This is a genomic window from Curtobacterium sp. L6-1 (assembly GCF_018885305.1).
GTDB classification, from domain to species: domain Bacteria; phylum Actinomycetota; class Actinomycetes; order Actinomycetales; family Microbacteriaceae; genus Curtobacterium; species Curtobacterium aetherium.
The window spans coordinates 724,467-746,507 of sequence record NZ_CP076544.1 but is presented as its reverse complement, the minus strand read 5'-3'; the positions used below and the strand labels follow the sequence as shown (position 1 = coordinate 746,507).

Here is a 22,041-nt window from a genome sequence, read left to right as displayed (position 1 = left end):
AGCACAGGTCAGCGCGTCGGTGGCGCCGTCGTCCGCCGCACCACCAGACGGGCCGGCGACACCGGCACGACCGTCGGCGGCGCCCCCTGCGCCTCGGCCACCACGGCCCGCGCCGCGACCCGCCCCTGTGCACCCGGGTCCTGCGCCACGGTCGTCAGTCCGAGCACCTCGCCGTACTCGTGCCCGTCCACGCCGGTGACCGACACGTCGGCGGGTACCACCAGCCCGAGGCGCTGCGCCGCCACGACGACGCCGAGCGCCATCTCGTCCGAGGCGCACACCACCGCCGTGGGCCGTTCCACCGGCCGGACGTCGAGCAGCGCGGTCCCGGCGGCGACCCCGCCCGCGAACGAGAACCGCCCGTCGGCGTACCACCCGGTGCGGACGGGGTGGCCCGCCCGGGTCATCGCCTCGGTGAACCCGTCCCGGCGCTGGTACGGTACCGCGACGTTCATGCCCGCCTCGTCCTGGCCGCCGACGTACGCGACGTGGCGGTGGCCTAGGTCGGTCAGGTGCCGCACGACGAGGGCCGCCACCGCGCGGTCGTCCACGCCGACGTTCCGGAGGTCGTGGGCCGGACCGCCGATGACGATCGTCGGCAGTTCGCTCACCTGCAGTTCCCGGCGTTCGGTCTCGTCGAGCACGAGGGAGAGCAGCACGAGGGCGTCGACCCGCTGCCGCAGCATCGCCCGTCGGAACGCCCGGTGCCGGTCGCCGCCCGGCCCGCCGAGGTTGTACAGGACCAGGTCGTACCCGGCCGCCCGCAGCTCGGCGTCGACCCCACCGAGTGCCTTGGCGTAGAACCAGCGGTCGATGACCGGCAGGACCACCCCGACGGCACGCTGGCGTCCGGTGGCGAGCCCGGCCGCCGCCGAGCTCGGGACGTACCCGAGTTCGTCGGCGACACGGCGCACCTCGTCGATCGTCGCCCCGGCCACCGTGGGCAGCCCGCGGAGGGCTCGGGACACGGTCGCCTTGGACAGTCCGGTCGCGGTCGCGATCTCCTGGATCCCCACGGAACTGCCTGGAGGCCCGTCAGCGCCCCGACCCGCGCGGCACGTCCGCGGGGCGCTCACCCCGGCCGACCGGCGGCCGGCAGGCATCCGTCTCCTCGTGGCGGCGGAGCACGCGGCGGCGCCATCCGTCGAGGAGCGCGACGGCGACCACCGTGACGAGCAGGGTCATCGCCCACGCGAGGGCCGGGCGTCCGGTGAGCTCGCAGAACACCGTCACCCCGAGGAACAGCAGCCCGAAGCAGCCGACGAACCCGATGGCCTCCTCGATCCGCGACGTCGGGCGCAGGGGCGCACGCTGTGCCACCGGCTCAGCCCTTCACGCCGCCGGCGGTGAGGCCGGCCACGATGCGACGCTGGAACACCAGCACCAGGATGACGAGCGGGATCGTGACGATCGTGCCCGCCGCCATGACGGCGGTGTACGGCTCCTGGTGCGGCTGCGACCCGGCGAACGACGCGATGGCGACGGTCACCGGCTGGGTCGCGTCGCTGGAGAGCTGCGACGAGATGAGGTACTCGTTCCAGGACGAGATGAACGCCAGGATCGCCGTCGTGAAGACGGCCGGTGCGGCGAGCGGCAGGATGATCCGGCGGAACGCCTGCACGCGGGTGCACCCGTCGATGCGGGCGGCCTCCTCGAGGTCCCACGGCATCTCGCGGAAGAACGACGCCAGCGTGTAGACCGTCAGCGGCAGCACGAACGAGATGCTCGGCAGGATGAGCGCCTGGTACGTGCCCATCCAACCGATGTCCGTGAAGAGCTGGAACAGCGGGGAGATGAGCGCGACCCCGGGGAACATCGACGCCGCGAGGATGGCGCCGGCGATGAGCGACTTGCCGCGGAACTCGAGCCGGGCGAGGGCGTACGCCGCGGTGGTGCCGACGAGCAGCGCGATGATCGTCACGACCCCGCCGATGAGCACGCTGTTGAGCAGTGCGCGCCCCAGGTGGTTCCCGAGGGACGTGGAGAACGCCGTGGCGTAGTTGTCGAGCGTCACGTGGGTGAAGAACGGCGTCGGGTCGAAGGTGTACCCGACGTCCCGGAACGACGTGACGATCATCCAGTAGAAGGGCAGGAGGCACCACAGCGCGATGACGCCGGCCTGGATCCCGGTCCGGAGCCTCGGCCCGACGTGCCGCTTCGTCCGGACGTCGGTGCGGGTCCGGGCGCGGTCGCCCGGGACGGTGACGCGACGGTCTGCTGCGAGGGTCACTTGAGTTCGCCCTTCTGCTGCGCTGCCTGGGTCTGGACGACGTTCGCGCCGAGGAACCGGACGAAGATGAACGCCACCACGAAGATGACCACGAAGGTGATGGTGGACAGGGCCGAGGCCGAGTTGAAGCCCTGCCGGATCTGGTCGACGACGAGGACCGAGAGCGACACCGTGGCGTTGCCCGATCCGCCTCCGCCGCCGGTCATGATCGCGATGAGGTCGTAGATCCGCAGGGCGTCGAGCACGCGGAACAGGATGGCGACCATGAGCGCCGGCTTGACGAGCGGCAGCGTGATGTTGACGAACCGCTGGAACGTCGAGGCGCCGTCCATCTTGCCGGCCTCGTACACCTCGTCCGGGATGAGCTGGAGCCCGGCCAGGATGAGCAGCGCCATGAACGGCGTCGTCTTCCAGGTGTCGGCGATGATGATCGCGAAGCGCGAAGCCCACTCGTCCGAGAACCACAGGACCTGGTGGCCGATGACGTGGTTGAGGACGCCGTTCGCGTCGAAGATGAAGTACCAGAGCTTCGCGGTGACCGCCGTCGGGATCGCCCACGGGATGAGGATCGCCGCACGGACGAGGGCGCGGCCCCGGAAGTTGCGGTTCATGATGATGGCCATCCAGAGGCCGATGACGGTCTCGAGGGCCACGGTCACCACGGTGAAGAAGAACGTGTTGCCGAAGGCCACCCAGAACTGGGACCCGAGGTTGCCGGGCGGGCAGGCCGCGTTGCCGCACTGCTGGCCGAGCCAGTGCACGTAGTTCGTCACGCCCGCGAAGCCGCCCTCGACGAACAACCCGGTGGCCTTGTCCAGACCCTGGTCGAGCTGGAACGACTGGATGACCGCGCTGACGACGGGGTAGCCGATGACGACGGCGAGGAGCACGAGCGTCGGGCCGATCAGGTAGACGGCCCACCGGCCGTGGTCGGCGTTCAGCCCGCCCTTCCGGCGTCGCGCTGCTCCGCTGCCCTGGGGGTCACTGCTCGGGGGTTCGGGGATCGCTGCGGGGATCTCGGTTGCTGCTGACACGGACGGCCTCCTTGCCGGTGTCGGGGACGCACGGGGGTGAGGACGGGAGGCTCGTGGTCAGCGCGACCACGGGCCTCCCGTCCGGCTCGACGACGGTCAGTTGCCGCCGTCGGTGGCCGACGTCAGCGCGGCCTCCATGTCCTTCATCGCGTCGTCGACGCTCTTCGAGCCCTTCAGGGCGGCGTAGGTGTTGTCCTGGATCGCCTTCGTGACCGCCGGGTAGAACGGCGTCACCGGACGGGGCTCGGCCGACTCGATGGACTTGAGCAGCGTCGGCAGGTACGGCAGCTTCGCCGTGAGCTCCTCGTCCGTGTACAGGTCACCGATCACCGGGGCGAGCGAGCCCTGGGTCGCGAAGAACTTCTGCGTCTCCTCCGAGGTCAGGAACTCGAGGAAGTCGTGCGCGGTGGCCTTGTGCTTCGAGTACACGCTGATCGCCGCGTTGTGCCCACCGAGCGTGGAGGCACCGACGCCGTCCGCGCCGGGGATCGGCGCGATGCCGAAGGTGTCCTTGACCTTGCTCGACCCGTCGGTCTTGGCGAGGCTGTAGACGTACGGCCAGTTGCGCAGGAACAGCAGCTTGCCGTCCTCGAACGCGGTACGGCCCTGCTCCTCCTGGTAGGTGATCGCCTCCTTCGGGATGTTGCCGTCCTCGAAGGCGTCGACGAGCTTCTGCAGTCCGGCCTTCGCGTCGGCGGTGTCGACGGTGGGCTTGCCGCTGCCGTCCAGGACCGCACCGCCGGATCCGTTGATGGCCTCGGACGCGTTCACGGTCAGGCCCTCGTACTTCGCGAACTGGCCCGCGTAGCAGCCGATGCCCTCGGCCTTCGCGATCGCGCAGTCGTCCATCATCTCGTCCCACGTCGTGGGCGGGGTCTTGACGAGGTCCTTGCGGTAGTAGAGCAGCGCACCGTCGGACGTCTGGGGTGCCGCGTAGAGGGTGTCGTTGTACGTCGCGGTCTTCACCGTCGACGGCAGCAGCGCGTCCGTGTCGATCGCCATGTCGCCCGTCAGCGGCGTGAGCCAGCCCTTCGCCGCGAACTCGGCGGTCCAGACGACGTCCACGTCGACCACGTCGTAGTTGTCGTCCTTGGCCTGGAAGTGCTGCACGAGGTCGTCGTGCTGCTGGTCGGCCTGGTCGGACTGCTCCTTGAACGTGACCTTCTCGTCCGGGTGCGCCTTGTTCCACTTCTCGATCAGCGGGCGGACGACGTTCGAGTTGTCCTTGCCCTGCACGTAGGTGATCGGGCCGCGGCTGTCCTGACCGCTCTTCGCGTCGTCCGAGGCCGAGCTCCCGCTCGAGCAGCTCGCGAGCACCAGGCCGAGGACCGCGATCCCCGCGATCGAGGCCACGCGGCCTGTCGCACGTGTGTTCTTCACAGCGTTGTCTCCTCATCGAGATCACCAGGAGCGTCGCCGGACGGAGCCGGCGACGCTGCACTGGAGCAGGCGACGCTGCCTGCTGAGCGAGGACGCTACGCCCGCCCCTGCCGACCGTGCAACCGGTTGCAGGCGGACCGTGACCGGACCGTGACACGCTGCCCCACGAGCAGGACCGGCTCCACGAGCAGCGCGGCCCGGCTCGCGCAGCGCGGTTCGCTCCTGCGCCGTCGGCGGGAGGGTCTCCTGCGCTACTGCGCCGTCGGCGGGAGGGTCTCCTGCGCGAGGTGCGCGGCCTGTGCCCGCTCGGCGTCGGCGGCGAACCGCTCGGCGCCGTCGCGCGGCATCGAGGACTGCCCGCCGCAGTACGCGCACTGCAGGACGTAGCGCCCGTGCCCGAAGGGGAAGACCGGCACGAAGAAGAGCGTGAACCAGGTCCGGAGGCGGTGGAGTCGCTGCGCCGCGGTCGACCCGCATAGCGCGCAGGCGAAGAACAGCACGCCCACGAGGGCGGTCCGGGTCCGGCTGCCGAAGATGATCATCGTGTTCCCCCTGGTGTCGTCGGTCGTCGAGCCGGTGCCTGACCGTCCCGCCGCGCGTCCGTCTCGGTCCCGGTCCCGGTCCCGGTCTCGGTCTCGGTCTCGGTCCCGGTCCGACGGATTCGCGTGCAGTGCGCCATCTCGGGCGTGGCGCACGTCCGGACGGGTCGGGCGGGCTGATCGAACGGCCTGACAGCGGAGCCTACGCTGCGGTGGCGATGCGCGGTGGCGGTGCCCGACCACGGCCGTGTCGAACGCACCGGTGTCAGCCGCAGCCGGGAACGATCGCGTCGGGGGCCGATCGCAGCCAGGAACGACGAAGGCCCCCGGTTTCCCGAGGGCCTTCGATCACGTTGCTGGCTGGGGTACCTGGACTCGAACCAAGAACGACGGTACCAGAAACCGCTGTGTTGCCAATTACACCATACCCCAATGGACCGTGTGGTCCTGCGCCCCGTTGTCCGGGGCACGATCAACTACTGTACAGCATCCCGGAGGTCTTCGAGACCACCGATCAGGTCCCGGTGCACCGCAGCAGCCGTCGAGGCACCGTGACCGGCCGCCACGATCAGCTGTTCCGGCCCCGGAGGCGTGATGTCCCCCACCGCGTAGAGGCCGTCGACACCCGTCCGCCCGAGCCGGTCCACGCGGACGAGGCCGGCCGCGTCGCGGTCGAGGTCGGCCTCCACCCAGTCGAGGTCCGCGTGCCAGAGCGGACGCACGAACGCTCCACTGCGCGGCTCCACGTGCCCGTCCGCGAGCCGCACGCCGGTCATCCCGGTGCGGTCCCCCTCGAGGTCCGCCACCGGGCGCTCGTCGACGCGGATGCCCGCGGCGACGAGTCGGTCGCGGCCCGCCTCCGTGAGCACGGCGGCGCCGTTCGTGTAGACGACCAGGTCGTCGGTCCACGAGCCGACGAGGAGCGCGCGGTCGACGACGTCGTCCGTCTCGCAGAGGAACGCCAGCGGCTCCCCCGCCTTGTCGTACCCGTCGCACTCGACGCAGCTGTGGACGTCGGTCCCGTAGAACGCCCGGAGCGACGGCAGGGCGGGGAACTCCTCACGGAGGCCCGTGGCGAGCAGGACCGCACGCGCGGTCGCGTCCACCTCGGCTCCCCGCCAGGTGCCGTGCACCCGCCACGCGCCGTCGTCCTGCCAGACCCGGTCCACCACGGCCTGGACGACGGTCGCCTCCGGGTACGCCGCCACCTCGTCGCGGCCGAGCCGGCGCAGCTCCAGCGGCGAGATGCCGTCACGCGTGACGAAGCCGTGCGATCGGAGGGTCGCGGCGTTCCGCGGGCGGTTGGCGTCGACGAGCAGCACGGTGCGCTTGGCCCGCACCAGGTTCAGCGCAGCACTGAGCCCCGCCGGCCCGGCACCGATGACGACGACGTCGTACACGGACGTCAGCGCGCCGCGAGTGCCCGCAGGCGGGTGAGGGTGGACTGCTTGCCGAGGATCTCCATCGACTCGAACAGCGGCGGGCTGATCCGACGACCGGAGACGGCCACGCGCAACGGTCCGAACGCCACGCGGGGCTTCAGGCCGAGCCCGTCGATGAGCGCCTCACGCAGAGCCTGCTCGATGGCCTCGGTCCGCCAGTCGTCGAGCCGCTCGAGCGACTCGATGCCTGCCTGCAGCACCGGCGCCGGGTCGCCCTTGAGCGACGCGAGGGCATCGTCCTCGACGGTGAGCTCGTCGTCCGGCGTGAAGAGGAACCGGAGCATCGACGGTGCCTCGCTGAGGAGCTGCATGCGCTCCTGCACGAGCGGCGCCGCGAGCTCGAGCACACGCTCCTGCTCCGGCGACGCGGGCTCGTCGAGGAACGCCGTCAGGTACGGGGTGAGGCGGTCGCGGAAGTCCGCGGCGTCGAGCAACCGGATGTGGTCGCCGTTGATCGACTCGGCCTTCTTGTGGTCGAAGCGTGCCGGGTTCGGGTTCACGTCGGTGACCTCGAACGCGGCGACCATCTCGTCGATCGAGAACACGTCGCGGTCCGGACCGATCGACCAGCCGAGCAGCGCCAGGTAGTTGACGAGGCCCTCCGGCACCATCCCGTTCGAGCGGTGGTGGAAGAGGTTCGACTCCGGGTCGCGCTTGGACAGCTTCTTGTTCCCCTCCCCCATCACGTAGGGCAGGTGTCCGAACTGCGGGATGGACTCGGCCAGCCCGATCTCGTACAGCGCTTCGTACAGCGCGATCTGCCGCGGCGTGGACGACAGCAGGTCCTCACCCCGGAGGACGTGCGTGATGCCCATGAGGGCATCGTCGAGCGGGTTCGTGAAGGTGTACAGCGGCTTGCCGTTCGGACGCACGACCACGAAGTCCGGGAAGGACCCCTGCGGGAAGGTGATCTCACCGCGCACGAGGTCCCGGAAGCTCAGGTCGCGGTCGGGCACCCGGAGGCGCAGCGCCGGCGCACGGCCCTGGTCGCGGAAGGCCTGGCGCTCGGCGTCGGTCAGGTCGCGCTCGTGGTTGTCGTAGCCCTGCTTCGGGTCACGACCGTTCGCGATGTTCCGCGCTTCCATCTCCTCGGGGGTGACGAACGACTCGTACACGTGCCCGGCGGCCTGCAGCTGACGGATCGCGTCGGCGTACACGTCGTCGCGCTCGGACTGCCGGTACGGCCCGTGCGGTCCGCCGACCTCGACGCCTTCGTCCCAGTCGAGTCGGAGCCAGCGCAGCGCTTCAATGATCTGCGCGTAGGACTCCTCGCTGTCCCGGGCGGCGTCGGTGTCCTCGATGCGGAACACGAGTTTGCCGCCGGTGTGCCGCGCGTACGCCCAGTTGAACAGGGCGGTGCGGACCAGGCCGACGTGCGGCGTTCCGGTGGGCGACGGGCAGAACCGGACGCGGACGTCGGAACCGGTGGCAGAAGAGAATGGCGCTGTCATGACGCACTGATCCTACCGTGACACCGTCCGCCGACACCGTGTCCTGGGAATGCAGAAGAGCCCCTGGCCTGGGGAGCATTGCTGCTCCCCCGACCAGGGGCTCTTCTGTTCAAGGTAAGTCCGGCGGCGTCCTACTCTCCCACAAGGTCCCCCTTGCAGTACCATCGGCGCTGAGAGGCTTAGCTTCCGGGTTCGGAATGTGACCGGGCGTTTCCCTCTCGCTATGACCACCGGAACAATTTCGACACTCCTCTAGGGAAGCGTTGAAACGTGTTCCGCGCATGCGCGGTGTTCAGTTTCAGTTGTTCCCGATCATCTGTCGGGAACCACAAAGTGGACGCGAGCCCCAACACCCCGAAAGGTGTTGGGAAAAAAGTGTGTGTCAAGTCTTCGGCTTATTAGTACCGGTCAGCTCCACGGGTCGTTAGTCCCCGCTTCCACATCCGGCCTATCAACCCAGTAGTCTGCTGGGAGCCTCTCACACTCAAGGTGCATGGAAATCTCATCTCGAAGACGGCTTCCCGCTTAGATGCTTTCAGCGGTTATCCGGTCCGAACGTAGCTAATCAGCGGTGCCCTTGGCAGAACAACTGACACACCAGAGGTTCGTCCATCCCGGTCCTCTCGTACTAGGGATAGATCTTCTCAAATTTCCAACGCGCGCAGCGGATAGGGACCGAACTGTCTCACGACGTTCTAAACCCAGCTCGCGTACCGCTTTAATGGGCGAACAGCCCAACCCTTGGGACCTACTCCAGCCCCAGGATGCGACGAGCCGACATCGAGGTGCCAAACCATGCCGTCGATATGGACTCTTGGGCAAGATCAGCCTGTTATCCCCGAGGTACCTTTTATCCGTTGAGCGACAGCGCTTCCACAAGCCACTGCCGGATCACTAGTCCCGACTTTCGTCCCTGCTCGACCTGTCAGTCTCACAGTCAAGCTCCCTTGTGCACTTACACTCGCCACCTGATTGCCAACCAGGTTGAGGGAACCTTTGGGCGCCTCCGTTACTCTTTGGGAGGCAACCGCCCCAGTTAAACTACCCATCAGGCACTGTCCATGAACCCGATCAGGGTCCTACGTTAGACATCCAAAGTGACCAGAGTGGTATTTCAACAATGACTCCACGAACACTAGCGTGCCCGCTTCACAGTCTCCCACCTATCCTACACAAGCCACTCCGAACACCAATACCAAACTGTAGTAAAGGTCACGGGGTCTTTCCGTCCTGCTGCGCGTAACGAGCATCTTTACTCGTAGTGCAATTTCGCCGAGTTCGCGGTTGAGACAGCTGGGAAGTCGTTACGCCATTCGTGCAGGTCGGAACTTACCCGACAAGGAATTTCGCTACCTTAGGATGGTTATAGTTACCACCGCCGTTTACTGGGGCTTAAATTCAGAGCTTCGCCGTGAGGCTGACCCTTCCTCTTAACCTTCCAGCACCGGGCAGGCGTCAGTCCGTATACATCGTCTTGCGACTTCGCACGGACCTGTGTTTTTAGTAAACAGTCGCTTCCCACTGGTCTCTGCGGCCTTCAACGCTCACGGAGTAAATCCGGTCACGTGTCCGGCCCCCCTTCTCCCGAAGTTACGGGGGCATTTTGCCGAGTTCCTTAACCACGATTATCTCGATCTCCTTGGTATTCTCTACCTGACCACCTGAGTCGGTTTCGGGTACGGGCGGCTGCAACCTCGCGTCGATGCTTTTCTCGGCAGCATAGGATCACTGATTTCCCCTTACGGGTACGCGTCGGATCTCAGGCACACAGACGACGGATTTGCCTATCGTCAGCCCTACATCCTTACACCAGGTTCACCTTACGGATACCATCGCCTGGCTCAGCTACCTTCCTGCGTCACACCTGTTCATACGCTAACCGCACCAGCATGGGGTCGAGCGTTAGACCGGCCACCATCACCCCGAAGGGATCCGGATGTGCCGGGTTAGGACTCTTAGCACCACTGGATTAGCTTGGGCGGTTGTTCGCCGGTACGGGAATATCAACCCGTTGTCCATCGACTACGCCTGTCGGCCTCGCCTTAGGTCCCGACTTACCCAGGGCGGATTAACCTGGCCCTGGAACCCTTGGTCTTTCGGAGGACGGGTTTCTCACCCGTCTTTCGCTACTCATGCCTGCATTCTCACTCGTGTAGCGTCCACGGCTGGATCACTCCGCCGCTTCACTCGCCACACGACGCTCTCCTACCACTCCGCACGACTGAACCACGAAGGCTTGTCGAGTGTGCGAAATCTACAACTTCGGCGGTGTGCTTGAGCCCCGTTACATTGTCGGCGCGGAATCACTTGACCAGTGAGCTATTACGCACTCTTTCAAGGGTGGCTGCTTCTAAGCCAACCTCCTGGTTGTCTGTGCAACTCCACATCCTTTCCCACTTAGCACACGCTTAGGGGCCTTAGTTGGTAGTCTGGGTTGTTTCCCTCTCGACGATGAAGCTTATCCCCCACCGTCTCACTGCTGCGCTCTCACTCACCGGCATTCGGAGTTTGGCTGACGTCAGTAACCTGTTGAGGCCCATCGGCCATCCAGTAGCTCTACCTCCGGCGAGAAACACGCAACGCTGCACCTAAATGCATTTCGGAGAGAACCAGCTATCACGAAGTTTGATTGGCCTTTCACCCCTATCCACAGCTCATCCCCTCCATTTTCAACTGAAGTGGGTTCGGTCCTCCACGACGTCTTACCGTCGCTTCAACCTGGCCATGGATAGATCACTTCGCTTCGGGTCTAGGACATGCGACTGAATCGCCCTATTCAGACTCGCTTTCGCTACGGCTACCCCACACGGGTTAACCTCGCCACATATCGCTAACTCGCAGGCTCATTCTTCAAAAGGCACGCCGTCACCCCTACAAAGGAGGCTCCGACGGTTTGTAAGCAAACGGTTTCAGGTACTATTTCACTCCCCTCCCGGGGTACTTTTCACCTTTCCCTCACGGTACTTGTCCGCTATCGGTCATCTGGGAGTATTTAGGCTTATCAGGTGGTCCTGACAGATTCACACGGGATTTCTCGGGCCCCGTGCTACTTGGGATACACATCCGGCCATAACACCATTTCGTCTACGGGGCTGGCACCCACTACGGCCCGGCTTTCAAACCGGTTCGACTATGATGCGCTGTAACCGTCCCAGTCCGGCAGAACTGAGTGACGTGTCCCACAACCCCGACCATGCAACGCCCGCCGGCTATCACACATGATCGGTTTAGCCTCATCCGTTTTCGCTCGCCACTACTCACGGAATCACATGTTGTTTTCTCTTCCTGTGGGTACTGAGATGTTTCACTTCCCCACGTTCCCTCTACCCGCCCTATATATTCAGGCGGGAGTCACCAGGTCGACAAGTCGCCTGGCGGGGTTTCCCCATTCGGAAATCCTCGGATCACAGCTCGATTATCAGCTCCCCGAGGCTTATCGCAGATTTCTACGTCCTTCTTCGGCTCCAGATGCCAAGGCATCCACCGTTTGCTCTTAGAAACTTGACCACAAAGATTAAAATTGCGATCCAACGCCACAACACAACACCACCCACAAGGAGCAGCCCATGCTGATGACGCGAATCTAAAGATGCTCGCGTCCACTGTGTAGTTCTCAACATACGATCGGCACCACACTCCCCGAACCAAACAGGTTCGCTTCATGCAGCCCAACGAAGGACCCGCAGGCCCAACCCCCACCACCAGCACATCCGAAGACACACCACGGCAGGAAGCCTGGTCCCTCAGGACCCAACAACGTGCACCAGCCGACCCGCTCCCACCCGACCCGTTCCAACCCTGCAAGCAGAGCGTACTGAGACCGAGAGACGCGCTCCCGACTGCACTGTCAATGTTCCACCCATGAGCTACCCGTCGGACACGTTCGGTCCGAATCGGGCGCCTGGACCCCAAACCATGCTCAAACGAACACAACCTGGAACCAGATGCTCCTTAGAAAGGAGGTGATCCAGCCGCACCTTCCGGTACGGCTACCTTGTTACGACTTAGTCCTAATCACCGATCCCACCTTCGACGGCTCCTTCCACAAGGGTTAGGCCACCGGCTTCGGGTGTTACCGACTTTCATGACTTGACGGGCGGTGTGTACAAGGCCCGGGAACGTATTCACCGCAGCGTTGCTGATCTGCGATTACTAGCGACTCCGACTTCATGAGGTCGAGTTGCAGACCTCAATCCGAACTGAGACCGGCTTTTTGGGATTCGCTCCACCTTACGGTATCGCAGCCCTTTGTACCGGCCATTGTAGCATGCGTGAAGCCCAAGACATAAGGGGCATGATGATTTGACGTCATCCCCACCTTCCTCCGAGTTGACCCCGGCAGTCTCCTATGAGTCCCCGGCATAACCCGCTGGCAACATAGAACGAGGGTTGCGCTCGTTGCGGGACTTAACCCAACATCTCACGACACGAGCTGACGACAACCATGCACCACCTGTACACCGACCACAAGGGGGCGACCATCTCTGGCCGTTTCCGGTGTATGTCAAGCCTTGGTAAGGTTCTTCGCGTTGCATCGAATTAATCCGCATGCTCCGCCGCTTGTGCGGGCCCCCGTCAATTCCTTTGAGTTTTAGCCTTGCGGCCGTACTCCCCAGGCGGGGCGCTTAATGCGTTAGCTACGACACAGAAACCGTGGAAAGGTCCCTACATCTAGCGCCCAACGTTTACGGCATGGACTACCAGGGTATCTAATCCTGTTCGCTCCCCATGCTTTCGCTCCTCAGCGTCAGTTACGGCCCAGAGATCTGCCTTCGCCATCGGTGTTCCTCCTGATATCTGCGCATTCCACCGCTACACCAGGAATTCCAATCTCCCCTACCGCACTCTAGTCTGCCCGTACCCACTGCAAGCCCGAGGTTGAGCCTCGGGATTTCACAGCAGACGCGACAAACCGCCTACGAGCTCTTTACGCCCAATAATTCCGGACAACGCTTGCACCCTACGTATTACCGCGGCTGCTGGCACGTAGTTAGCCGGTGCTTTTTCTGCAGGTACCGTCACTTTCGCTTCTTCCCTACTAAAAGAGGTTTACAACCCGAAGGCCGTCATCCCTCACGCGGCGTTGCTGCATCAGGCTTTCGCCCATTGTGCAATATTCCCCACTGCTGCCTCCCGTAGGAGTCTGGGCCGTGTCTCAGTCCCAGTGTGGCCGGTCACCCTCTCAGGCCGGCTACCCGTCGTCGCCTTGGTGAGCCATTACCTCACCAACAAGCTGATAGGCCGCGAGTCCATCCCCAACCAAAAAATCTTTCCACCACCAGGCCATGCGACCAGTGATCATATCCAGTATTAGACGTCGTTTCCAACGCTTATCCCAGAGTCAGGGGCAGGTTACTCACGTGTTACTCACCCGTTCGCCACTAATCACAGGAGCAAGCTCCTGATCATCGTTCGACTTGCATGTGTTAAGCACGCCGCCAGCGTTCGTCCTGAGCCAGGATCAAACTCTCCGTAAAAAATTACAACCAACACCCGAAAGTGTCAGCGAGTTGATCTTGACTGTTGACTGTCTACTGACAATCTTCAATCCAAAAGGAATTGTCTCCGACACCCACCACCACGAAGGCGATGAGCGACGAGGTCAATAAATTGGCATTGACAATGTGCACGCTGTTGAGTTCTCAAGGACCAGACGCACTCCCCACTCCACACCATTAGGTGCATCGCCAGAGAGGCTGTCGATCTGTTGCCCAGCGGGGGCCCCGTCCGGACTGCGACGACCAGGTTTCCCCGGTGTCCGTCTCGGCCGTTCCGTTCTCGCTGCCGTGGCAACGAGAGGAAACACTACACGCGATCCAGAGCACCGCCAACCAGCGCCCATCTCGGGCGTGTCGCACGGCCCGCTCAGGGCGCGGACGTCGCCGACCGGCCCCGGGACGGACGGAGGCCCGACACCGCGAACGGTGTCGGGCCTCCCGTGCGGAGCACGCTGCGTCAGTGACGCGCGATGACCGGGTTGCGGAGCGAGCCGATACCGGAGATCGTGACCTCGACCACGTCGCCGTCGCGGATGGCGCCCACACCGGCAGGAGTCCCGGTGAGGATGACGTCCCCGGGCAGCAGGGTCCAGATCGACGAGATGAACTCGATGAGCGTCGGGATGTCGTGCACCATCTCGTTCGTCGACGCGGCCTGGCGGAGGTCACCGTCCACGCGCGTCTCGATGCGGATGTCCGACGGGTCGATCTCGGTCTCGATGACCGGGCCCAGCGGGCAGAACGTGTCGAAGCCCTTGGCCCGGGCCCACTGGCCGTCGCGCGCCTGCAGGTCACGGGCGGTCACGTCGTTCGCGATCGTGTATCCGAGGATGACGCTCGCGAAGTCCTCCTTGCTGACGTTCTTCGCCAGGGAGCCGATCACGATGGCGAGCTCGCCCTCGTGGTCGACGCGTCCGACGTCGGCCGGCAGCCGGATCGGGTCCTCCGGGCCGATGACCGAGGTGTTCGGCTTGAGGAACACGACCGGGTCGTCCGCCGTCCGCTCATCCATCTCGGAGACGTGCTCGGCGTAGTTGAGCCCGACGCCGATCACCTTCGACCGCGGGATCACGGGGGCGAGCAGCTTGGCGTCCTGCAGGGACACCCGCTCCCCCGTCGTCTCGAAGCCCTGGTACATCGGGTCGCCGGCGAGCACCACCAGTGCGCGCTCGTCGAGGATGCCGTAGCGGGGGTCCTCCCCCTCGGTGCTGAACCGTGCGATCTTCACGCGTCGACCCTACTCAGCGTCGATCGACGTCGGGTCCGTGAGCCGGACCATCCAGCCGTGCGGGTCGGGACGGCGGCCGTACTGGATGTCGGTCAACTCCTCGCGGAGGGACATCGTCAGCTCGCCGGCTCCGTTCGTCGGCGAACCGATCGTGAACCCGTCGCCACGCAATTCCGCGATCGGGGTGACGACCGCGGCGGTCCCACAGGCGAACGCCTCGGTGATTGTGCCGTCGGCGACGCCGTCCCGCCACTCGCTCAGCGCGACCGAACGGCGCTCCACCCGGAGACCCCGGTCGAGGGCGAGCTGCAGGATCGAGTCGCGCGTGATCCCCTCGAGGATCGAGTCGGAGTCGGGGGTGACCAGGGTGCCGTCGGACCGGACCAGGACCACGTTCATCCCGCCGAGCTCCTCGAGGTACTCGCCCTTCTCGGAGTCCAGGAACATGACCTGCTGGCAGCCGTGCTCGTACGCCTCCTGCTGGGGCAGCAGCGAGGCCGCGTAGTTGCCGCCGGTCTTCGCAGCACCGGTACCGCCGCGGGCCGCGCGGGCATACTGCGTCGACAGCCAGATCGACACCGGCTTCGGTCCGGACGTGAAGTAGGCGCCGGCCGGGCTGGCGATGCAGTGGTACTGGACCGCGTGCGCGGCCCGGACCCCGAGGAAGGCCTCGGTCGCGATCATGAACGGACGCAGGTACAGGCTCGTCTCGGGCGCCGACGGCACCCAGGCCTCGTCCGCGCGCACCAGCTGACGGATCGACTCGACGAAGACGGCCTCGGGCAGCTCCGGCAGGGCGAGACGACGGGCGGACCGGGCGAAGCGACGCGCGTTCGCGTCCGGTCGGAAGGACCAGATCGAGCCGTCGGCGTGCCGGTACGCCTTCATCCCCTCGAAGATCTCCTGCGCGTAGTGCAGCACGCTCGCGCTCGGGTCGAGGGAGAGCGGCCCGTACGCGTGCACGGTCGCGTCGTGCCAGCCGGCGTCGAGCGTCCACTCGACGCTGGCCATGTGGTCGGTGAAGTGCTTCCCGAACCCGGGGTCGGCGAGGATCTCCTCGCGCTCGGCGGCGGCGCGCCGTTCCGGCGACGGGGTCGTCGCGAAGTCGAGTGCGAAGTCGGTGCCGTCGCTCGGGGTCTCGGTCGTGCTGTCACGCATGGGTGGCTCCTGTCAGGCCGTGGTGGTGCGAGCGGTGGCCGCGGCGACGATGGCGTCGCCGATCTCGGCCGTCGACCGCCGTGTGGTGCCCCGGTCGGCGAGGTCGGCCTCGACCGCCTGGGTCACCGCCGCCGCCAGGTCCGACCGACCGACGTGGTCGAGCAGGAGGGCGACGGAGAGGACCGCTGCGGTGGGGTCGGCCAGCTGCTGACCGGCGATGTCGGGTGCCGAGCCGTGGACCGGCTCGAACATGCTCGGGAAGGTGCCGTCCGGGTTGATGTTGCCCGACGCCGCCAGACCGATGCCGCCGCTGATGGCCCCGGCGAGGTCGGTGATGATGTCGCCGAAGAGGTTGTCCGTCACGATGACGTCGAACCGCGACGGCTCGCGCACCATGTGGATGGTGACGGCGTCGACGTGCTGGTAGTCGACCGTCACCTCCGGGAACTCCTGCGCGACGGCGGCGACGGTGCGCTGCCACAGCGACCCCGCGTACACGAGCACGTTCGTCTTGTGCACGAGGGTGAGGTGTCGCCGCGGACGGCGGGCGGCGAGGGCGAAGGCGTACCGGACGACCCGTTCGACGCCGTGCGCCGTGTTCAGCGAGACCTCGGTCGCGATCTCGTGCGGGGTGTCGACACGGATGGCGCCGCCGTTGCCGACGTACGGGCCCTCGGTGCCCTCCCGCACGACCACGAAGTCCACGTCCCCGGGCTCGGCGAGCGGTGAGGTGACGCCGGCGTGCACCGTCGTCGGCCGGAGGTTCACGTAGTGGTCGAACGCGAACCGCAGCTTCAGCAGCAGCCCGCGCTCGATCACGCCGCCGGCCAGCCGCGGGTCGCGCGGGTCCCCACCCACGGCACCGAGCAGGATCGCGTCGTGCTCGGCGATCGCGGCCATGTCGGTCTCGGTGAGCACGTCGCCGGTCGCGAGGAAGCGGTCCGCACCGAGTGCGAAGTCGGTCTCCTGCACGTCGAGCGCACCGTCGGCCACGGCCCGCAGGACCTTGAGGGCCTCGTCGACGACCTCGGGACCGATGCCGTCCCCGCGGACCACCGCGAGCTTGAGCGTCTGCTGCTGCGTCACGGGGCTCCTAGAGGGTGATGTCGATCTCGCGGAGCGACGTCGCGTCGATCGTCGACCGGACGTGCTCGAGGACCGCGTCCGGCACCGGCGAGTCCACGGTCAGGACGCTGAGCGCCTCACCGCCGGCGGACTGGCGCGCGATCTGCATGGCGGCGATGTTGATGCCCGCCTCGCCGAACTCCTTGCCGTACACCGCGACGATGCCGGGGCGGTCCGTGTAGGCCATGACCACGTGGTGCTTGTCGAGCGCGACCTCGACGTCGTAGCCGTTGATCTCGACGAGCTTCTCGACCTGCTTCGGGCCGGTCAGGGTGCCGGAGACGCTGATCGCCGGCCCGTCGGACTGGGCACCGCGGATGGTGAGGAGGTTGCGGTACTCCGGGCTGTCACCGTCGGTGATGAGCCGCACGGTGACCCCGCGCTGCTCGGCGATCAGCGGGGCGTTGACGTAGGAGACCTGGTCGCTGACGACGTCGGTGAACACGCCCTTGAGTGCGGCGAGCTTGAGCACGCTGACGTCGTAGTCGGCCAGTTCGCCGTGCACCTCGACGTCGATGCTGGTCACCGGGGAGGTCGCCATCGCGGTGAACACCTGCCCGAGCTTCTCGACGAGCGGGATGCCAGGGCGGACGTACGGGTCGATGACGCCGCCTGCGACGTTGACCGCGTCGGGGACGAGCTCCCCGCCGAGCGCGAGCCGGACGGACTTGGCCACCGCGACGCCGGCTTTCTCCTGCGCCTCGTCCGTGGACGCACCGAGGTGCGGGGTCACGACGACGTTGGGCAGCGCGACGAGCGGCGAGTCCTTCGGGGGCTCGGACACGAACACGTCGAGCCCGGCACCGGCGATGGTGTTCGAGGTCAGCGCGCGGTGCAGCGCGTCCTCGTCGATGAGGCCACCGCGGGCGACGTTCACGACGAAGGCGGTGGGCTTCATGAGCGCGAACTGGTCGTCCGAGATCATGCCGACCGTCTCCGGCGTCTTCGGCATGTGGATGGTGGTGAAGTCGGCGCGACGCAGCAGGTCCTCGAGGGAGACGAGCTCGACCCCGAGCTGCTGGGCGCGGGCGCTGGTGACGTACGGGTCGTACGCGATCACCGAGACGCCGAACGCCTGCAGCCGCTGCGTGATGAGCGCACCGATCCGGCCGAGGCCGATGATGCCGACCGTCTTCTCGTACAGCTCGACGCCCGTGTACGACGAGCGCTTCCAGGCGCCGGCGGCGAGGGAGGCGTGCGCGGCCGGGATGTGCCGCGCGAGCGACAGGATGTGCCCGACCGTCAGTTCGGCGGCGGAGATGATGTTCGAGGTCGGCGCGTTGACGACCATCACCCCGGCCGTGGTGGCCGCCTTGATGTCGACGTTGTCGAGTCCGACGCCGGCGCGGGCGATGACGCGCAGCTCCGGTGCCGCGGCGATGGCCTCGGCGTCGACCTTCGTCGCGGAGCGGACGAGGATCGCGTGCGCGTCGGACAGCGCGGAGAGCAGGGCTGGACGGTCGGTGCCGTCCACGTTCCTGATCTCGAAGTCGGGCCCGAGGGCGTCGACGGTGGCGGGCGAGAGTTCTTCGGCGATCAGGACGACCGGCTTCGACACGACTGCTGTTCCTCACACGAGACGGGTGGTGTACCACCACCCTACCGACGCGACCGGGTCGTTACGACGCGGGACCGGCGTCGCGGAGCGCCGGACGGGAGGCCCGTCAGAAGTCGAGCAGGCGGGGCACGAACAGCTGCAGGTCCAGCCAGAGCGCCCCGGCGGCCGCGAAGGCGAGCAGGAACACCGCAGCCGTCACCGCGAGCGTGGCCCGGCGGGTGACCCACCACGCGACCGCGAAGGCGAGCGGCGCGATGACGATGTCGAGGACGAGCCACACCCACGGGACGGCGCGTCGGAGCGAGTCCCCGCCGGAGGTCGTCCCGATGAAGCGGTTGAACTCGTGCACGGACTGGGACACCGTCACGAGGTTCCCGACGCTCTGCACCGTCATGTACGCCAGCAGCACCGCGGCGACGGCCCAGACCACGATCCGACCGACGACCTCGCCACGGGAACGCCGCAGCCGACCGGTCCGACCGTCGACCGCGGTCACCCGAAGCTCCGCGTCATGAGGAACGGCCACGGGAAGAGCACCACGGCGCCGGCGAGCATCCAGAGCAGCCGGGTCCGGGTGCTGCGACCGCGCGCGGCCCAGAGCACGACCGAGAACCAGAGCGCCGGCGCGACGATCGACAGGGCGCGCAGCACGGCGACGTACCCGCTGAGCACCGCGTCGACGCCGGAGACGTACGTGGTGGACGCGGTCAGCAGCCAGGCCACCGTGTAGAGCAGGTACAGCCCGCCGAACACCCCGAAGCCGACCAGGGCGCCGGAGGTCTCCGGCGCGTCCGGGTCCCGCTGGTCGCGTTCCTTGACGGTGATCGGGTTGTGCGCGGCGTCCACGTGCGTGGCGTCGTCCGCGTCACCCCACGACAGGGCGTCGTCGTCGTCGCGGTCGCGGTCCTCGGTCATGCCGTCGATCCTACGAGGGTCGCCGCTCATGCCTGGGCGGGCTGGGTCTCGAGGACGCCGGCCACGACGTCGCGGACCGCCGGGAACAGCGGGTGGCCCTCCATCAGGCCGGTGAGGATCTCCGTCAGCGCGTGCGCCGTCGCCCCGGACCGGAGCAGCGCGTGCAGCTCGTACGACTCCGGGTCGTCCTGGTCGTCGAACTCGAGCGCGACCCGGACGGCGCCGAGCAGGTGGTCGACGGGCAGCCCGTGCTCGGCGAGCTGGGCGGCGGGGCCGATGAAGCGCTCACGACGGCCGAGCTTGCGGAGCGGGTTCCGACCGACGCGGAGCGTCGTGTCCGGCAGCAGGGGGTTCGCGATGCGCGTGAGGTTCGCCGCGACGTACCCGGCGTGCTCCTCCGGGTCGAAGCCGTGCTTCGCGATGAGCAGCGCGGTCGTCTCCGCGAGCACCCCGTCGACCTCGGCGCGCACGTCGGGGTCCTGGAGCGCCTCCCGGATGAGGCGGATGCCGCGGACCCAGCCGTGGTACGCGGCGGTCGCGTGCGCGGTGTTGACCGTGTAGAGCTTGCGCTCGACGAACGGCTGCAGGTCGTCGACCCAGGTCACGCCGTCGATGACGGGGTGCTCCACGTCGGTCCCGGCGAACGGGGTGCGCTCGATGACCCACTCGTAGAAGGGTTCGAGCACGACGTCGAGGCCGCCGGACTGGCCGAGCACGCCGGACTGGTCGGGGACGATGCGGTCGATCGCGCAGTTCGCGAACACCGCGGCGACGTCGCGGTCCTCGAGGATCGGCGCGCGGCGGATGCTCGCGTGCAGGGAGTCGGTGGCGTTGAACGCGTTCTCGCAGGCGACGATCGTGACCTCGCCCCGGTCGAGCGGGCGGGCGGCCAGTCCCTCGGCGATGAGCGGCGCCACGAGCGGCAGGGTCCGCGCCCCGACGGCGGTCGTGACGACGTCGGCCTCGGCGATGGCCTGCACGACGCGGTCGCGGTCGGTCTTGCTGTTGAGTGCGCGGAACCCGGCGACCGTGTGCTCGACCGGCATCTCGCCGACCTCGTGCACGACGAACCGTCCGGCTTCGTTGAGGGCTGCCACCACACGCTCGTCGACGTCGACGAAGGTGAGGTCGTAGCCGCTCGCCACGAGGAACTGGCCCACGAAGCCGCGCCCGATCTTGCCGGCGCCGATGTGGACCGCTCGTCTCGTCACCGCCATCCGACGATCATCCCACGTCCAGTGGACTGCCCCCGCCACGGGGTCGGCCGCTGCCGGGCGACGCCGGGGCCAGCGGGCACGGCGGTGCGCACGGCGTCGTGCGTCGTCGTGGTCGGTCGACGTCGTCGGGAGGCGTCGGGGTGGTTCAGGAGCTGATGCATCGTGTCCGGGTCACATCGAGAGGCGGCGGTGCACTGCACCGCCGCCTCGCGGGTCGAGCTTGTCTCAGGCAGACTACCGCGCGGCCGAGCCGTCGACGTAGTCGGAGTCGGCCTGCTTCCACGCGAACAGCTTGCGGAGCTCGCGGCCGGTCGCCTCGACCGGGTGCCCCTCGCCCTTCTCGCGGAGGGCGGTGAACTCCGGCGCGCCGGCATCCTGGTCCTCGATGAAGCGCTTCGCGAAGGTGCCGTCCTGGATGTCCGCGAGGACGGCCTTCATGTTCTCCTTGACCTCGGGCGAGATCACGCGCGGGCCGGAGACGTAGTCACCGAACTCGGCCGTGTCGGAGATCGACCAGCGCTGCTTGGTGAGGCCGCCCTCCCAGATGAGGTCGACGATGAGCTTGAGCTCGTGCAGCACCTCGAAGTAGGCGATCTGCGGCTGGTAGCCGGCCTCGACCAGGGTCTCGAAGCCGTACTGGATGAGCTGCGAGGTGCCACCGCACAGGACGGCCTGCTCACCGAACAGGTCGGTCTCGGTCTCCTCGGTGAACGTCGTCTTGATGCCGCCGGAGCGCAGGCCGCCGATGGCCTTCGAGTACGACCACGCCAGGTCCCAGGCGCTGCCCGACGCGTCGACCTCGACGGCGACGATCACGGGGACGCCGCGGCCGGCCTCGTACTCGCGACGGACGGTGTGACCCGGGCCCTTCGGGGCGACGAGCGACACGTCGACGCCCTCGGGCGCCTCGATGTAGCCGTAGCGGATGTTGAAACCGTGACCGAAGACGAGCGTGGCGCCCTGCTTGAGGTTCGGCGCGATGTCGTCCTTGTACACGATGCGCTGGACCTGGTCCGGGGTGAGGATCACGACGACGTCGGCCCAGGCGGTGGCGTCGGCCGGGGTGTGCACCTCGAAGCCGGCCTCCTCGGCCTTCTGGCGGCTCTTCGAGCCCTCCTTGAGGCCGATCTTGACCTCGACGCCGGAGTCGCGGAGGTTCAGGGCGTGGGCGTGGCCCTGCGAGCCGTAGCCGATGACCGCGACCTTCTTGCCCTGGATGAGGCTGAGGTCGGCGTCGGCGTCGTACACGATGTCAGTCACGGTGCG

Annotated in this window: 16 protein-coding genes, 1 tRNA gene and 3 rRNA genes; all 20 read right to left on the bottom strand. The window is 66.9% G+C overall.

The window, feature by feature from the left end; translation table 11 throughout:
• Positions 1 to 8: 8 nt before the first annotated feature.
• Positions 9 to 1,016 (bottom strand): LacI family DNA-binding transcriptional regulator, encoded by a 1,008-nt coding sequence (locus KM842_RS03495; protein ID WP_253206231.1) that lies wholly within the window; start codon positions 1,014 to 1,016, stop codon positions 9 to 11.
• Positions 1,017 to 1,035: 19 nt separating this feature from the next.
• Entirely contained in the window at positions 1,036 to 1,320 is a 285-nt protein-coding gene (locus tag KM842_RS03490) for a hypothetical protein (protein WP_216260972.1), read from the bottom strand.
• A gap of 4 nt (positions 1,321 to 1,324) precedes the next feature.
• Positions 1,325 to 2,230, bottom strand: a complete 906-nt coding sequence (locus KM842_RS03485) for a carbohydrate ABC transporter permease (RefSeq protein WP_253206230.1) — start codon at positions 2,228 to 2,230, stop codon at positions 1,325 to 1,327.
• Positions 2,227 to 3,264: a carbohydrate ABC transporter permease gene (locus KM842_RS03480; protein ID WP_216260970.1), complete on the bottom strand. Its 1,038-nt coding sequence runs from the start codon at positions 3,262 to 3,264 to the stop codon at positions 2,227 to 2,229. Before KM842_RS03480 ends, KM842_RS03485 begins: the two co-directional genes overlap by 4 nt.
• 96 nt (positions 3,265 to 3,360) lie before the next feature.
• Positions 3,361 to 4,644, bottom strand: a complete 1,284-nt coding sequence (locus KM842_RS03475) for an ABC transporter substrate-binding protein (RefSeq protein ID WP_437124540.1) — start codon at positions 4,642 to 4,644, stop codon at positions 3,361 to 3,363.
• Positions 4,645 to 4,895: 251 nt separating this feature from the next.
• Complete coding sequence (locus KM842_RS03470; protein ID WP_216260968.1) at positions 4,896 to 5,186, bottom strand: zinc-ribbon domain-containing protein; 291 nt, start codon at positions 5,184 to 5,186, stop codon at positions 4,896 to 4,898.
• 354 nt (positions 5,187 to 5,540) lie between these two features.
• Positions 5,541 to 5,615, bottom strand: a tRNA-Gln gene (locus KM842_RS03465).
• A 44-nt stretch (positions 5,616 to 5,659) separates the two neighbouring features.
• A complete protein-coding gene (locus KM842_RS03460; protein ID WP_253206229.1) occupies positions 5,660 to 6,583 on the bottom strand; it encodes an NAD(P)/FAD-dependent oxidoreductase in 924 nt (307 codons plus the stop codon).
• Positions 6,584 to 6,588: 5 nt separating this feature from the next.
• Complete coding sequence (gltX, locus tag KM842_RS03455; RefSeq protein WP_216260966.1) at positions 6,589 to 8,076, bottom strand: glutamate--tRNA ligase; 1,488 nt, start codon at positions 8,074 to 8,076, stop codon at positions 6,589 to 6,591.
• Positions 8,077 to 8,194: 118 nt separating this feature from the next.
• Positions 8,195 to 8,311, bottom strand: a 5S ribosomal RNA gene (gene rrf, locus KM842_RS03450).
• Between the two features lie 143 nt (positions 8,312 to 8,454).
• Positions 8,455 to 11,583 (bottom strand): 23S ribosomal RNA (locus KM842_RS03445).
• 448 nt (positions 11,584 to 12,031) lie between these two features.
• A 16S ribosomal RNA gene (locus KM842_RS03440) occupies positions 12,032 to 13,553 on the bottom strand.
• Together the 16S, 23S and 5S rRNA genes form the textbook arrangement of a ribosomal RNA operon.
• A gap of 478 nt (positions 13,554 to 14,031) precedes the next feature.
• Positions 14,032 to 14,802, bottom strand: a complete 771-nt coding sequence (locus KM842_RS03435) for a fumarylacetoacetate hydrolase family protein (protein WP_216260964.1) — start codon at positions 14,800 to 14,802, stop codon at positions 14,032 to 14,034.
• 9 nt (positions 14,803 to 14,811) lie between these two features.
• Positions 14,812 to 15,960: a branched-chain amino acid aminotransferase gene (locus tag KM842_RS03430; RefSeq protein ID WP_216260962.1), complete on the bottom strand. Its 1,149-nt coding sequence runs from the start codon at positions 15,958 to 15,960 to the stop codon at positions 14,812 to 14,814.
• 12 nt (positions 15,961 to 15,972) lie between these two features.
• The gene (locus KM842_RS03425) at positions 15,973 to 17,046 is read right to left on the bottom strand and encodes a 3-isopropylmalate dehydrogenase (RefSeq protein ID WP_216260960.1); all 1,074 of its coding nucleotides are present in this window, start codon (positions 17,044 to 17,046) and stop codon (positions 15,973 to 15,975) included.
• A gap of 7 nt (positions 17,047 to 17,053) precedes the next feature.
• Positions 17,054 to 18,643, bottom strand: coding sequence for a phosphoglycerate dehydrogenase (gene serA, locus KM842_RS03420; RefSeq protein ID WP_216260959.1), 1,590 nt, complete (start codon positions 18,641 to 18,643; stop codon positions 17,054 to 17,056).
• Positions 18,644 to 18,749: 106 nt separating this feature from the next.
• Positions 18,750 to 19,139 (bottom strand): hypothetical protein, encoded by a 390-nt coding sequence (locus KM842_RS03415; RefSeq protein ID WP_216260957.1) that lies wholly within the window; start codon positions 19,137 to 19,139, stop codon positions 18,750 to 18,752.
• A complete protein-coding gene (locus KM842_RS03410; RefSeq protein WP_216260955.1) occupies positions 19,136 to 19,558 on the bottom strand; it encodes a hypothetical protein in 423 nt (140 codons plus the stop codon). Before KM842_RS03410 ends, KM842_RS03415 begins: the two co-directional genes overlap by 4 nt.
• Positions 19,559 to 19,584: 26 nt before the next feature.
• The gene (locus KM842_RS03405; protein ID WP_216260953.1) at positions 19,585 to 20,775 is read right to left on the bottom strand and encodes a mannitol-1-phosphate 5-dehydrogenase; all 1,191 of its coding nucleotides are present in this window, start codon (positions 20,773 to 20,775) and stop codon (positions 19,585 to 19,587) included.
• Between the two features lie 234 nt (positions 20,776 to 21,009).
• On the bottom strand, positions 21,010 to 22,035 hold the full coding sequence (gene ilvC / locus KM842_RS03400; RefSeq protein WP_216260951.1) for a ketol-acid reductoisomerase: 1,026 nt from the start codon (positions 22,033 to 22,035) through the stop codon (positions 21,010 to 21,012).
• Positions 22,036 to 22,041: the final 6 nt, after the last annotated feature.